Raw genomic sequence first — 13,522 nt, 5'->3', positions numbered from 1 at the left:
CTCGCCAATGCCAGCTTGCTGCACCAAAATGCATGGTTTGCCCCAAATCCGCTATTGCGCAAAATTGTTTTAAGCCTAAAATGTTTTCCTGTGAGTGCTGCCGGGTGCTTTCCATGCGCAAAGGAGCGTGCGATGGCCAACGCCGCCAAGGTTCAAGTCTCGGGCTCGCAGGCCGTAAACGCTGCGACCGCCCATGTCGATAAGTTCGCGCGGCAGCATCTGCCGCCGCCAGATCTCTGGCCGGAGTTCATCTTCACGCGGCCGGAGCTGTGCTATCCGGCGCGATTGAACTGCGTCAGCTATTTCCTCGATCGCTGGGTCGAGCAAGGACACGGCGATGCGCCTTGCGTCATCAGTCCCGCCGTCAGCTACACCTATCGCGAATTGCAGGCGCTGGTGAACCGCATCGCCAATGTGCTGGTCAGCAAGCTCGGACTTGTCACCGGTGGCCGCGTGCTGCTGCGCTCCGCCAACAGCCCGATGATGGTTGCGGCCTATCTCGCGGTGATCAAGTCCGGCGGCATTTGTGTCGCAACGATGCCGCTACTGCGCGCCAAGGAGCTATCGTATCCGATCCAGAAGGCGGAGATCACGCTCGCGCTCTGCGACGGCAAACTCGCCGACGAGATGGAGAAGGCAAGGGTAGCCGCGCCCGGTCTCAAGCACGTCGTCTATTGGGGCAATGGTGCGGCCGAATCGCTCGAGGCACTGATCGCGAATGCGAGCTCTGAATTTACGGCCGTCGATACCGCCTCCGACGATATCTGCCTGATTGCCTTCACATCGGGTACAACAGGCGATCCCAAGGGCACCATGCATTTCCACCGGGACATGCTGGCGGTGTGCGATGGCTATGCGCGCAACATCCTGCGGGCAGAACAGACGGATCGGTTTATCGGTTCGGCGCCGCTCGCCTTCACTTTCGGTTTCGGCGGCGTGCTGTTTCCGCTGCATATCGGCGCCTCCTTCGTCGTTCTCGAAAAGACGACGCCCGATGACTTCCTGACGGCAATCGAGCAGTACAAGGCCACGATCTGTTTTACGGCGCCGACAGCTTACCGAGCCATGATCGGCAAGCTTCCAGGCCGCGACATTTCCTCCCTTCGAAAGTGCGTCTCCGCCGGCGAGACGCTGCCCAAGCCGACATTCGATGCCTGGCTGAAGGCGACCGGCATCAAGCTGATGGACGGGATTGGCTCCACTGAGCTGCTGCACATCTTCATCAGTGCGATCGAGGATGAGATTCGCCCAGGCGCGACCGGCAAGCCCGTGCCCGGCTATGAGGCGAAGATCGTCGATGATGATGGCAATGACTTGCCGGCGGGCACCATTGGGAAGCTCGCGGTGCGCGGGCCGACCGGCTGCCGCTATCTCGCCGACGAGCGTCAGCGCAAATACGTCCAGAACGGCTGGAACATCACCGGCGATACGTACCTGATGGATGCTGATGGCTACTTCTGGTACCAGTCGCGCTCCGACGACATGATCGTGTCATCCGGGTATAATATCGCGGGTACGGATGTCGAAGCGGCGCTGCTCACCCATCCGTCCGTCGTCGAGTGCGGTGTCGTCGGTGCGCCGGACGAGGCGCGCGGGATGATCGTGAAGGCCTATGTCATAGCTGCCCCGGGTGTGACGCCGAATGCAGAGCTCGCGACCGAGTTGCAGGAGCATGTTAAACGCGAGATCGCCCCGTACAAGTACCCGCGCGCGATCGAGTTCGTGACACAGCTGCCCAAGACCGAAACCGGCAAATTGAAGCGCTTCGCCTTGCGACAACTGGCGCAGGCGGCCGCGACGTCCTCGGGCGTTGCGGCAGAATGAGATGAGGATCAAGAATTGTCCGTGACAACGCCGAAGGGCCCACAGCTTGCGGTGCTACCGACTGCTGCCGAGGATAACACCAGCCGCGGGGCGCAGGTGCTCCAGCCCTCCGGCTGGCCGATGCCGAAGGGTTATGCCAACGGCATGGCCGTCGAGGGACGCATTGTCGTCACCGGCGGCGTGATCGGCTGGGATGCCCAGGAGCGTCTCGCTGACGGCTTTGTCGCGCAGGTGCGCCAGACGCTGAGCAACATCGCCGAGATCCTGGCCGAGGCCGGCGCGCGGCCCGAGCATCTGGTGCGCTTGACCTGGTACGTCGTCGATATGGAGGAGTACCTCGCAAACCTGAAGGAGCTCGGCAAAATCTACCGTGCGATCTTCGGTGCGCACTATCCCGCGATGGCGCTGGTTCAGGTGGTGCGTCTGGTCGAGAAGGCGGCGCGCGTCGAGATCGAGGCCACCGCCATCATTCCTCACTGAGCCGCTTCTCGCGCGCAGCTCGCCGTTTCAGCTTGCTTTGGCGAGATCGTCATCCTCGGGCGAATTCAGATAGACGCCCGACATGGTGTCGACCCAGCAGAGATGGTCGTGCACCTTTTTGACGCCCTCGACGTTCTCGGCGGCTACGACCGCTGCCTGTCGTGCCCGCTCCTCGGTGATGACGCCGCTCAAGTGAACGATACCATCGCGCACGATGACATTTAGCCCGAACGGGCACCAGTCGTATTTCTCCATGGCATCGATGATGCGTCCGCGGATGTGATCGTCGTCGGCAGTCGGGTCCGGCACCTCGCGGGCAAGGCCTGCCACCGCTTGTAGCAGATTGGCGCGTGACACGATGCCGACGACCTTGTCGCCGCGAATCACCGGAAGACGCTTCACATTGTTTCGCTCCATCAGATCGACGATCTCGGCAAGCGCGGTATCCTCGGTGATGGTTACGGGCGATGTGGTCATCACCTCGGAAACTTTGCGGCCGTGTTCGTGGACGAAGTCGCTGGCCGACTTGCCGGAGCCGAGAATGAACCGCAGCCAGCGTCCGCGTTTGCGCCCGGTACCGATTTCACTGCGGCGGATGAAGTCACCCTCCGAGACCACGCCGACTAGCTTGCCGCTGTCGTCGACCACGGTCAGGCCGCTGACGTGACGCTTCAGCATGATATTCGCGGCTTCGACGATGCTGGTGTCGGGGGTAACTGAGATGACCGACCGGGTCATGATCTGGTGGGCGCGCATGGGGTGCTCCGCTGGCTTGTCAAATTTTTGCAGGTCAAATCTAGATGGTGCCCGGCGGTATGGTTTGACGCATGTCAAGCGACGAGCTCGGTCCGTCCTGGTTGAGCGATTGTGATCAATCTCTGCAATTGATGCAGCTCAACGTTTGCCGGGCCGGAGGCCATATCCTGCGCTGCGAAGACCAGAAGCGCACGAGAATCCTTGGCCATGAGCGTCGTACAGATCCTTCCCCGGACCGGAGAGCCGGTGTTGCCAGTGTCATCCGTCGAACCGGTTGTTGGCGCCGCGCCGTCTGCGACGAACAACAAACCTATCGCCGAGATGCCAGCCGCCGAGCCGGCGTATGAACGTTATTCTCTGGACCGCATGTTCCATGCGAGGCTGGCGCGGTACACGGGCGGACTTTCGCCGACCGCCTTGATGCTTGCCTGGCTCGACTGGAGTTCCCATCTCGCGTGGGCGCCGCAGCGACGGATGGAGATCGCTAACAACGTCATTCGTGATAGCAGCCGGTTGCTGGAAGCAGCTGCGCACGTGACGACAGCGGGGCTGGAGCCCTGGTCCGTGATCCGGCCAGAGAAACGAGACCGCCGTTTCAAGGAACCGCAATGGGAGGCCGCGCCCTTCAATCTTCTGGCGCAGGCGTTTCTGCTCGGCGAGCGCTGGTGGCACGATGCCACGACGGGTGTGCGAGGCGTCTCGCGTGCGAATGAAGCCATTGTCGAATTCTCGATGCGCCAGATGCTGGACATGCTTGCGCCGTCGAATTTCGCAGCAACAAACCCGGAAGTGCTGGAGAAGGCGTTTCAAAGCGGCGGAGAGAATTTTGTCTTTGGCTGGCAGAACTGGTACGGCGATTTCATGCGGATGCTCTTGGCCGCAAAGCCTGTCGGGAGCGATCAGTTTGTCGTCGGCCAAACGGTTGCGGCGTCGCCCGGCAAGGTGGTCTACCGCAACGCGCTGATCGAGCTGATCCAGTATTATCCGACATCAGCAAAAGTGCGGCCCGAGCCGATCCTGATCGTGCCGGCCTGGATCATGAAGTACTATATCCTGGATCTGTCGCCGCAGAATTCGCTGGTTAAATTTCTCACCGATCAGGGCTTTACCGTGTTCGCGATTTCTTGGCGCAATCCGGATGCCAGGGATCGGAATGTTGCGTTTGACGACTATCGCAAGCTGGGGGTGATGGCCGCGCTGGATGCGATCGGCCGAATCCTGCCCGGGCAGAAGGTCCATTCGCTCGGCTATTGTCTTGGCGGAACTCTGCTATCTATCGCTGCCGCTGCAATGGCGCGCGACGGTGATGACCGTCTCGGCACCATCACGCTCCTGGCTGCACAGACCGACTTCACCGAGGCGGGCGAGCTGACGCTTTTCATCAACGAAAGCCAGGTTGCCTTCCTTGAAGACATGATGTGGCAGCGGGGTTATCTGGATACGGCACAGATGGCTAGCGCGTTTGCGCTGCTGCGTTCGAACGACCTGATCTGGTCGCGGCTGTTGCACGATTACCTGATGGGCGACGCGGCGCCGCCGAGTGATCTGATGGCTTGGAACGCGGACGCAACGCGATTGCCTTATCGCATGCATTCGGAATACCTGCGTAAGCTGTTCCTTGACAACGACCTCGCCGAAGGACGTTACCTTGTGGAAGGCAGGGACATCTCGCTGTCCGACATACATGTCCAGATGTTCGTGGTCGGTACGATCACCGATCATGTGGCGCCGTGGCGATCCGTGCACAAGCTCCACTATCAGGTCGACGCTGACCTGACCTTCCTGTTGACAAGTGGCGGCCACAATGCCGGCGTCGTCGCGCCGCCCGATGAGCCCGGGCACAGCTATCAGGTGATGACCAAGGCTGCGGACTCGCCCTATGTCGGCCCGGATGAATGGCTAAAGCTCGCCCCCCATGTCGAGGGATCGTGGTGGCCGGAGTGGACCCGCTGGCTCGTCGCGAGATCCGGCGCGCTCTGTGATCCGCCGCGGATCGGATATGGTGACCTTAGTGGCCTGCCCGACGCTCCCGGCGACTACGTCCACACCTAGTCTTCCGGCTCCGCATCCGGCGTTAGATCGGAGCAGCGGAACGGCTTGGCTTTGTTCAGCTTGCGATACGCGGTCGACGCGGTCTGCAACAGTTTCTTCTCGCGCTTGCGGTTGAGAAAGCGAATGCCGGCTTCGGGGGCCGCCTCGTTCAACGACGCGGCCAGTGTCTGGCCGCGCGCATCGTCGTTCAGCTGTCCGAGAGACTTCTGCGCCTTGCGCAATTGCTTGAGGACCGATTTCTGCTTCGTCAGCGACTTGTCGGTGAACAGATCCTCCAGCGACTCGAGCGAATAAGTCAGCCGCTTGTTGAGAATCCGCAGCTTGTGCCGCTTCTCCACGTCAAGCTTGCGCAACCTTTTGGCCTTCCTGAGTAGCGTCCTCTCCCATTCGGTCAGCTGTGCCGTCGCGTGGTCGGCGAGCGGGCAGCGGCGTAGCCTGATGGCCATTTTGCTACGGCGCGTCGCCCAGGGGCCCCTCTCGATCCAGCTCGAGGTCTGTTCGATCAGCCGACGATATCGTGCCGATTGCAGCGTACGGGCCAGCAAACGATGGCTTTCTGCGCGCTTCTCATCCCAATGTCGGAGTTCGGCGATCACAGCGAGCTCGCCGCCGGTCTCGGCCAAAATGCGTTCAATGGCGACGTCGAGATCGCGCACCATGCCGAGCTGGCTATTCAGCCACTTCAGCTCGGCCCAGACTTTGGAGCGCAGCGCATCATCGACCATAGGCGAAAAGAAGCGAATCGCGGTCCGCAAATGGGTCAGCGCGATTCGGATCTCGTGCAGCGCGTCCGGATCGCCACGGCAGGTGCCGTCGTGTTGGGCAAGGACGGCCGTGAGATGACGGCGTGCGATGATTCGGAAAGCTGTGTCGCAGGCCATGCCGGGGCTCAGGCGGCCGGGCAACGTATTGCGGCTCGCTGCCGGCTTTGCATCGACGGTCGCCTTCGAACTCCTGGTGGGTCGCGCCATCCTAGCCCGCGCCAATCAGATTGCCTTAACTACCCTTAGCGATCGCGTCCCGGCAGCTCTGGAGCGTCTGCGCTTGCGTTCCGGATGCGTCGATGGTCGCCCAATCGATATGGCCAATATTATAGTGCTCCTGCAACGCGGCAACCTCTTGAGTGGCATCCGACGCATCGTCGCGGCGATCGCCGATTCGGGCCTGCCGGGTCGCAAGATCTGTGACCAGGAAGAGGCCGGTGAGAGGCACGTGGCATTCGCGGGCCAGCCTGGCGCAGGCGTCTCGTTCGAAATCGCGGGCGAACACCCCGTCGACAATCACCGAATGGCCCTGGGTCAATACACGGCGGGCGCGCTCGGCCAAGGTCGTGTAGACCCGCTCGGCAAGCTCGGGCGTGTAGGCGGATGGTGGCAGCCGGTCTGTGTCTGCGACCCCGAGCATCTGCTTGCGTATGACATCGCTGCGCAGCACGACGGCACCCGGCTGTGGCGTCACAGTCGGCGCGAGTGCGTGCGCCAGAACCGTTTTGCCGGTGCCCGACAGTCCGCCCACAGCGACCAGACGAGGAGCGGGAGGCTGGATCAGCGCCCGGGCCAGGTCAAAATAGCGGCGTGCCTCGTCAAGAATGCCGGCATCGTCGAGATGCGACGATTTCGTCCGCGCCAGCGCCACCTGGGCGCGAATTGCCGCGCGAATGGACATGAACAGCGGCAGCGCGCCGAGCGCGTCGAGATTTTCGGGCGTTGTCGCGGCAAGATACCGGTTCAGGATGACGTTGGCCGCCAGCGGCTGATCGTGGTGCAACAGATCCATGAGAGTGAATGCGAGGTCGTAGAACACGTCGACAGTCGCCATCTTCGCGTCGAACTCGATGGCATCGAACAGCACAGGCTGTTGTTCGATCAATACGATATTGGCAAGATGCAGATCGCCGTGGCAACGGCGGACGAAGCCCCGCCGGCCGCGTTCTTCGAGCAGCGGACGAATGCGGTGGAATGTCGCGTGCGAGACTTGTGCAAGCTGCTCGATCTCCGCGGTTTGGACACGATCGCCGCTGCGCAGGCCATTGCTGTTGATGTCGATCAGGTCTGGGATTGAGGAAACCCATGCAGCGCTGTCGGTGGGCGTTGCGGCCGCGTGCGAGGCGGCGATCGCGTCGGCGATCGCGGACGCAAAGTCCGAATCGAACCGTCCGGCCTTCGCCAGATGATCCAGCGTCTGATTCTCGTCGAAGCGCGACATGTCGACGGCATACTCGATCGGCCGACCGCGGCCGTCGATCGTCACAGATCCGTCCGGCTCTTCTGTGATGGCCACAACGCGATGATAGATCTGTGGCGCGTGCGGCCGGTTGATCCGGATCTCCTCTTCGCAGGCCGCCTTGCGCCTATCGAGTGTCGAATAGTCGAGGAACGGAAACTTGACCGTCCGCTTGATCTTCAGCGCGCGCGCCCCGTCGAGGAAGACCGAAGCTGCATGCGTGTCGATCCGCTTCACGCCGGGATCCGCGGTCAGTGCCGCAAAGATCCTTTCCTGGGTCGCAGAATTGTCTGTCATCCCTGCCGGCATCATGCGGATGGGCGCCCCAAACGGTCCGGCCACAAACCAGGGTAACCCTTACTCCGGGGCTGAGACCAGTCCTTGACTTCCGTCAAGGCTTGGCCTCGGCTCGACCGGCCCGGAGCGGAGTTTTCCCGGCTTGAGGAGGATCAAGCGTCCAGACCGAAGGCGGCCTATTCTGATTTTTAAGGAGAATCCGATGCCCATCAAGGACGTCTTTCTGCCGCTGTTTGGCGAGGCGCGCGCCCCTACGTTGGCTGCAATCGAGAAGTGCGTCGCCGTTGCCGCCGATCTCGGTGCCAGGATCACCGGCCTCGCGTTCGAGGACGATGCCTTCGTGCGGCCGAAAGTGGTGTTTCCCGGCGACCCGGAGCCCGCCGAACTTGGCCGTGCGCGCGAGGCGGGCGAGATGCAGCAGCTCTTGAATGCATTCACCAACGCTGCCTCGCGGGTCGGCATTCGCGCCCAAAGCCGCGCGGGCAGGGTGCCGGCGGACCAGATCGCGTCGACCCTGGCCGAGCATGCGCGGTTCAGCGATCTCGCTTTGATTCCCGTGAAGCCGCACGACAGCCAAACCGAAAACCTCGTTGAAACGTTCCTGTTCCAATCCGGCCGGCCGCTGCTGCTATGTCCGGAGCAGTACGCGGCGACGTTGCGGCCGGAATTCGAGAATGTCATGATTGCCTGGGACCACTCGGCGCGCGCCGCACGCGCGGTCGGCGATGCATTGCCGATCCTGCAAGCGGCAACTATGGTACACGTCGTCACCGTGGCAGACGATCAGGACGAGGCGATTGCGCAATCCGGCGACAGTCTCGTCCATCATCTCAGGGAACATGGGATTTATGCATCCTTCGAAACGGTGAAGGGCAACGGAAGTTCGATCGGCAAGGTGCTCGGGAGCTGGGCACAATCTCACGCCGTCGACGCCATCGTCATGGGGGCCTATCGCCATTCGCGCCTGAACGAGACCGTCTGGGGCGGGGTGACCAAGACCGTCATCGGCCAGCCACCATGTTGGGTGATGATGTCGCACTAGGTGCGTTTCAACTCTTATCCTATCCGGTCTAGCTTCTGTCGGACCCGTTGCCCGATCGGACGATTGTGATTATGTCGACTTACCGCCTGAAAAACCTGTTGTCGCCCCAGTCGGTCGCGCTGGTCGGCGCAAGCTCCCGCCCGGTCTCCGTCGGGCGTGCGGTCCTGGAGAACATTCGCAAGGCGAAGTTCAAGGGGCCGTTCGGCCTGGTGAACCCGCGCCATGCGGAGATCGGCGGCATGGCTGCAGTGGCCAGCCTGGCGCAACTGTCCTTCGTGCCCGAGCTCATCGTCGTCACCGCGCCGGCAGGTGAGATTCCCGACATCATCGATCAGGCCGGCCGTCGTGGCTCGGCCGGAGCTCTAATCGTTTCGGCGGGGCTCGGCCAGGGACCTGGATCGCTTCAGGAAGCCACCGTCGCCGCCGCCCGCAAATATGGCATGCGGCTGATCGGCCCCAACTGTCTCGGCATCATGATGCCCGGCACAAGCCTCAATGCGACCTTCGCGGCGCATATGCCGGCGGCAGGCAACCTCGCGCTGATCTCGCAATCGGGCGCGATCGCAGCCGGCATGGTAGACTGGGCAACGCAACGTGGCGTGGGCTTCTCGGGCATCGTCACGATTGGCGATCAGATCGACGTCGATATCGCGGATCTGCTCGACTATTTCGCGATGGACCACAAGACGCGGGCGATCCTGCTCTACATCGAGGCCATCAAGGACGCCCGGAAATTCATGTCGGCGGCGCGCGCCGCGGCGCGCGTGAAGCCAGTCGTGGTCGTGAAGTCCGGCCGCATGGCGCACGGGGCGACGGCGGCTGCCACGCATACAGGTGCGCTCGCTGGCGCCGACGCGGTCTATGATGCCGCCTTCCGCCGCGCCGGCGTCCTTCGGGTATCCGATCTGCGCGAGCTGTTCGATTGTGCCGAGACCCTGGGCCGGGTCGGGTCCCCGGCAGGAAAGCGCCTTGCGATTCTGACCAATGGCGGCGGCATCGGTGTCCTCGCGGTTGATCGGCTCGCGGACCTTGGCGGAGTTCCCGCGCCCATGACACCGCAGACGCGCCAGAGACTCGACGCGGTGCTGCCGCCGGCCTGGTCAGGCGCAAATCCCGTTGACATCGTCGGCGACGCCGATGCGCCGCGTTACGCCGCAGCGCTGGAGGTTCTGCTTGACGATCCCGGCAATGACGCGGTCCTGGTGCTCAACGTGCAGACCGCGATCGCATCGGCCGCCGAGATCGCGACGACCGTGACCGAAGTCATCAGAAGATACCGCGAGAAGCACCGAAGTTGGGCCAAGCCCGTGCTTGCGGCTTGGATCGGGGCCGATCAGGAGATCATCGCGACGCTATCCGCCGCCGGCATTCCGAACTATCCGACTGAAGACGATGCGGTGCGCGGTTTCATGCATATCGTCCGGCATCGCGAGGTGGTCGACGAGCTGAGCCAGGTTCCCCCGGCAATGCCCGACAGTTTCGTGCCCGACGTCGCCGCTGCGAAGCAGATCGTCTCGACGGCCCTCGCTGACGGACGCAAATGGCTCGAGCCTGTCGAGATCAAGCATCTGCTTGGGTGCTATGACATCGCCATGGTACCGACTTATGCGGCTGAAGATGTCGAGCAGGCGGTCGGTTACGCGGACGAGATATTCGCGCAAGGCGCCACCGTCGTGCTCAAGATCCTGTCGCGCGACATCGTTCACAAGTCCGATGTCGGAGGCGTCGTGCTCAATCTGACGACACCGGCCGCGGTACGCGCGGCCGCCGCTGATATTCTGACACGGGCGAAGACATTGCGGCCCGAAGCCCGCATTGATGGCATCATTGTGCAGGCAATGGTCGTCAAGGCCAAGGCGCGCGAGCTGATCATGGGTCTCGCCGATGATCCGACTTTCGGCACCGTCGTCGTGTTCGGCCGCGGTGGGACGGCGGTGGAGATCATCAATGACAAGGCCCTGGGGCTGCCGCCGCTTGATTTGCAGCTCGCCCGCGATCTGATCGAGCGCACGCGCGTGTCGCGGTTGCTGCCTGCCTACCGGGACGTGCCGGCCGTCAAGCAGGACGCAGTCGCTCTGGTCCTGGTCAAGCTGGCGCAGATCGCGGCGGACATTCCCGAAATCCGCGAGTTCGATATCAACCCGCTGCTCGCAGACGAAACCGGCGTAACGGCCGTCGATGCCCGCGTGGCCGTGGGGCCGCCGCAGCGGAAATTCGCGGGCTCCGGCCCTGCAAATTTCGCCGTTCGTGCCTATCCGTCGCAATGGGAGCGCCGCCTTACGCTCAAGGACGGCTGGCACATCTCGGTGCGTCCCCTGCGCCCCGAGGACGAGCCGACCATCCACGAATTTCTGCGTCACGTCACGCCTCACGATCTTCGCCTGCGATTCTTCGCGCCGATGAAGGAGTTTACCCACGAGTTCATCGCGCGCCTGACCCAGCTCGACTATGCGCGGGCCATGGCGTTCATTGCGTTCGACGACAGCAACGAGATGGTTGGTGTGGTGCGGTTGCACTCCGACTCGATCTACGAGAGAGGCGAATACGCGATCCTGCTGCGGTCCGACCTCAAGGGCAGGGGTCTCGGCTGGGCCCTGATGCAGCTGATCATCGAATACGCCAAATCGGAAGGCCTCAAGACCATCTCGGGCGACGTGCTCAAGGAAAACGTCGTCATGCTCGAGATGTGCCGCCAGCTCGGCTTCGAAATCAAGCCGGATCCTACCGAGCCAGACATCTGCGACGTCCGGCTGAAGCTCTGAGGCGCGTCGCTACGAACGCGCCTCGGACGTTACGTCTGCTCCACTCTCTCTGGCGGTCCTCCGCATGTTCTTGACGATGATCGCGATGAGCGGCACCAGCACCGGCACGATCGTGCTGAGCGGATGGTGGACCGCGCCGTTCAATTCGGTCTGAAACGCCCGGGCTTCGATTTGAAGCGCCTCGATTGAAGTGCCGTGGATTTCATTGGCGAGCTCGATGTCGCGGCCGGACGGCGGGCGCCCGGCGACGATGAACAGGATCGCCGCGATGGCGAAGTTGATCGCTCCAAGGACGGCCGCCGCGGCGATCGCACTCCAGATCTGGACCAGGGCGAAGTAGGCCGACAGCTCCAGCATCAACAGACCGAATGCGGCGATCAGTGCCGCGAAGGCCCGCAGTCCAAGCCCGACCAGCAAGTGGCGCAGCCGGATATCCGCGATGATCCTGTCAGTGCGCCACAAGACGCGCAGATGCTTGACCACATTCTCGGTATTCACCTAATGCCTCCTCAGCATGAAGCCGACGACCACGCCGAGCGCAAATGCGGAAGCGAGCGAGGCTACGGGGCGCTCCGTGATAAAGTCATGAAGCTGCTCCTGTTCCTCGCTGACGGTTTCGCCGAGTTCGGCCAGTGCCGCCTTGATCTGATCGGCGAGGATCTCGGCCCGGTCCTTTGAACTCTCGAACATCTCCTCGCCAGCCGTGCTCAGCAGCCGGGCGACGTCCACCTTCAGCGTCCGCAATTCTTCGCTCATCCTGTCGCTGTCGAACATGGATTTGATGTCTCCATTGAATGGACCAAACCTAAGTCGCGCCGGTGTGCCCGCGCTTGATTTGCGTCAAGCGGGCCGGGTAGTCGCAGTCTTGAGACAGGTCAAACCCGCCGCCACATGCTGGCCTAGAAATGGCGGCTGAATGGGACCCAATTGTCCCGATGAGGTGGAAGCGTGAACCCAGAACCGCTGTTGCTGGCGACGCCGTCTGGCGATGTGCTAAAATTGCGCCCGGAAGGGCCCTGGACTGCGGCGAATGTGACGACGTTGGAGACATTGTCCCGCTCGGTCGGCGCTGAGGTCGATCGATCCAGAGCCGTGACCCTGGACATGTCGGGCATCAGCGCGCTCGATACGCTCGGTGCCTGGATCCTGGAGAAGCTCTCGCGCAAGGCTGCGTCATCTGGCAGGCCAGCCGAGGTCGTGGGCGTGGCCGATCACTTCAGTGGGCTGCTGGAAGAGGTGCGGCAGGTCAATCGTCACACGCCGCCGCCAGTGGCTGCCTCCAACCCGGTCCTGCAGAGGCTGAATGACCTCGGCAAGGCCACGATCGGTGCCCGTGAAGATATCGCGATCTTTCTGCAAATGCTGGGCGCCCTGTTCATGGCGATGGTCGGCGTCTTGCGGCGGCCTCGCTCGCTGCGGCTGACGTCGCTGGTCTACCAGCTCAACCGGATCGGGTTGCAGGCGATTCCCATCGTCGTACTGATCACCTTCCTGATCGGCGCCATCATCGCCCAGCAGGGATTCTTTCATTTTCGCAGGTTCGGCGCGGAGTCCTACACAGTCGACATGGTCGGCATCCTCGTCTTGCGTGAGCTCGGCGTGCTCATCGTGGCCATCATGGTCGCAGGACGTTCGGGAAGCGCCTATACCGCCGAGCTCGGCTCGATGAAAATGCGTGAAGAGATCGACGCGCTCTCGACCATGGGGCTCGATCCCGTCGACGTCCTGATCTTGCCGCGCGTGGCCGCCCTCGTCATCGCGCTGCCAATTCTCGCCTTCATCGGATCGATGGCCGCGCTCTATGGCGGCGGTCTGGTTGCACAATTCTACGGCGACATGGGGCCTGCGATCTACGTCGCGCGCCTGCACGAGGCCATTTCCGTCACTCATTTCGAGGTCGGGATCCTGAAGGCGCCGTTCATGGCTCTGGTCATCGGGATCGTCGCCTGCAGCGAAGGATTGCGCGTCAAAGGGAGCGCTGAATCCCTTGGGCGCCAGACGACGACATCGGTGGTCAAGTCGATCTTCCTGGTGATCGTGCTCGACGGCCTGTTCGCGATCTTCTTCGCGTCGATCGGAATGTGAC

The 13,522-nt window shown here is 62.5% G+C and carries 11 protein-coding genes; 6 read left to right on the top strand and 5 right to left on the bottom strand.

Translation table 11 applies throughout. From position 1 onward, the window contains the following. Window positions 1–132: 132 nt before the first annotated feature. Window positions 133–1,824 (top strand): benzoate-CoA ligase family protein, encoded by a 1,692-nt coding sequence (locus L6637_RS31170; RefSeq protein WP_237872903.1) that lies wholly within the window; start codon window positions 133–135, stop codon window positions 1,822–1,824. A 21-nt stretch (window positions 1,825–1,845) separates the two neighbouring features. Continuing rightward, window positions 1,846–2,304, top strand: a complete 459-nt coding sequence (locus L6637_RS31165; protein WP_237872902.1) for a RidA family protein — start codon at window positions 1,846–1,848, stop codon at window positions 2,302–2,304. Between the two features lie 27 nt (window positions 2,305–2,331). On the opposite strand, the gene L6637_RS31160 is transcribed toward L6637_RS31165, so the two are convergent. After that, a complete protein-coding gene (locus L6637_RS31160; protein WP_237872900.1) occupies window positions 2,332–3,060 on the bottom strand; it encodes a CBS domain-containing protein in 729 nt (242 codons plus the stop codon). A gap of 207 nt (window positions 3,061–3,267) precedes the next feature. Between L6637_RS31160 and L6637_RS31155 the strand changes: the two genes are divergently transcribed. Next, window positions 3,268–5,112, top strand: coding sequence for a PHA/PHB synthase family protein (locus tag L6637_RS31155; protein ID WP_237873011.1), 1,845 nt, complete (start codon window positions 3,268–3,270; stop codon window positions 5,110–5,112). Here the strand turns inward: L6637_RS31155 and L6637_RS31150 are convergent. Both L6637_RS31150 and L6637_RS31145 read right to left on the bottom strand, forming a co-directional pair. Continuing rightward, window positions 5,109–6,083 (bottom strand): CHAD domain-containing protein, encoded by a 975-nt coding sequence (locus L6637_RS31150; protein WP_237866826.1) that lies wholly within the window; start codon window positions 6,081–6,083, stop codon window positions 5,109–5,111. The two genes, L6637_RS31155 and L6637_RS31150, sit on opposite strands and share 4 nt — an antisense overlap. Before the next feature lie 25 nt (window positions 6,084–6,108). Beyond that, window positions 6,109–7,632 (bottom strand): bifunctional aminoglycoside phosphotransferase/ATP-binding protein, encoded by a 1,524-nt coding sequence (locus L6637_RS31145; RefSeq protein ID WP_237872898.1) that lies wholly within the window; start codon window positions 7,630–7,632, stop codon window positions 6,109–6,111. A gap of 202 nt (window positions 7,633–7,834) precedes the next feature. Between L6637_RS31145 and L6637_RS31140 the strand changes: the two genes are divergently transcribed. Both L6637_RS31140 and L6637_RS31135 read left to right on the top strand, forming a co-directional pair. Continuing rightward, window positions 7,835–8,674, top strand: coding sequence for a universal stress protein (locus L6637_RS31140; protein WP_237872897.1), 840 nt, complete (start codon window positions 7,835–7,837; stop codon window positions 8,672–8,674). Window positions 8,675–8,745: 71 nt separating this feature from the next. Next, window positions 8,746–11,436 carry a bifunctional acetate--CoA ligase family protein/GNAT family N-acetyltransferase gene (locus tag L6637_RS31135; RefSeq protein WP_237872896.1) on the top strand — a complete coding sequence of 897 codons (2,691 nt, stop codon included), beginning with the start codon at window positions 8,746–8,748 and terminating at the stop codon, window positions 11,434–11,436. A 9-nt stretch (window positions 11,437–11,445) separates the two neighbouring features. Here L6637_RS31135 and L6637_RS31130 read toward each other — a convergent pair whose 3' ends face one another. Further along, window positions 11,446–11,934 carry a phage holin family protein gene (locus L6637_RS31130; protein WP_237872895.1) on the bottom strand — a complete coding sequence of 163 codons (489 nt, stop codon included), beginning with the start codon at window positions 11,932–11,934 and terminating at the stop codon, window positions 11,446–11,448. Continuing rightward, window positions 11,935–12,210: a hypothetical protein gene (locus tag L6637_RS31125; RefSeq protein WP_237866818.1), complete on the bottom strand. Its 276-nt coding sequence runs from the start codon at window positions 12,208–12,210 to the stop codon at window positions 11,935–11,937. It lies immediately after the preceding gene. A gap of 174 nt (window positions 12,211–12,384) precedes the next feature. On the opposite strand from L6637_RS31125, the gene L6637_RS31120 reads away from it, so the two are divergent. Continuing rightward, window positions 12,385–13,521 carry an ABC transporter permease gene (locus L6637_RS31120; protein ID WP_237872894.1) on the top strand — a complete coding sequence of 379 codons (1,137 nt, stop codon included), beginning with the start codon at window positions 12,385–12,387 and terminating at the stop codon, window positions 13,519–13,521. The last annotated feature ends 1 nt before the right edge of the window (window position 13,522 follow it).

This window comes from Bradyrhizobium zhengyangense (genome assembly GCF_022012435.1).
GTDB lineage: Bacteria > Pseudomonadota > Alphaproteobacteria > Rhizobiales > Xanthobacteraceae > Bradyrhizobium > Bradyrhizobium zhengyangense.
Note: the sequence above shows the minus strand (reverse complement) of the source record. Positions and strands in the feature narration are given on the sequence as shown.

Bases quoted from the DNA above. Each gene is read 5' to 3' on its own strand.
- L6637_RS31170 (WP_237872903.1), top strand. From the start codon at position 133: ATGGCCAACGCCGCCAAGGTTCAAGTCTCGGGCTCGCAGGCCGTAAAC.
- L6637_RS31160 (WP_237872900.1), bottom strand. From the start codon at position 3,060: ATGCGCGCCCACCAGATCATGACCCGGTCGGTCATCTCAGTTACCCCC.
- L6637_RS31155 (WP_237873011.1), top strand. From the start codon at position 3,268: ATGAGCGTCGTACAGATCCTTCCCCGGACCGGAGAGCCGGTGTTGCCA.
- L6637_RS31150 (WP_237866826.1), bottom strand. From the start codon at position 6,083: ATGGCGCGACCCACCAGGAGTTCGAAGGCGACCGTCGATGCAAAGCCG.
- L6637_RS31145 (WP_237872898.1), bottom strand. From the start codon at position 7,632: ATGACAGACAATTCTGCGACCCAGGAAAGGATCTTTGCGGCACTGACC.
- L6637_RS31140 (WP_237872897.1), top strand. From the start codon at position 7,835: ATGCCCATCAAGGACGTCTTTCTGCCGCTGTTTGGCGAGGCGCGCGCC.
- L6637_RS31135 (WP_237872896.1), top strand. From the start codon at position 8,746: ATGTCGACTTACCGCCTGAAAAACCTGTTGTCGCCCCAGTCGGTCGCG.
- L6637_RS31125 (WP_237866818.1), bottom strand. From the start codon at position 12,210: ATGTTCGACAGCGACAGGATGAGCGAAGAATTGCGGACGCTGAAGGTG.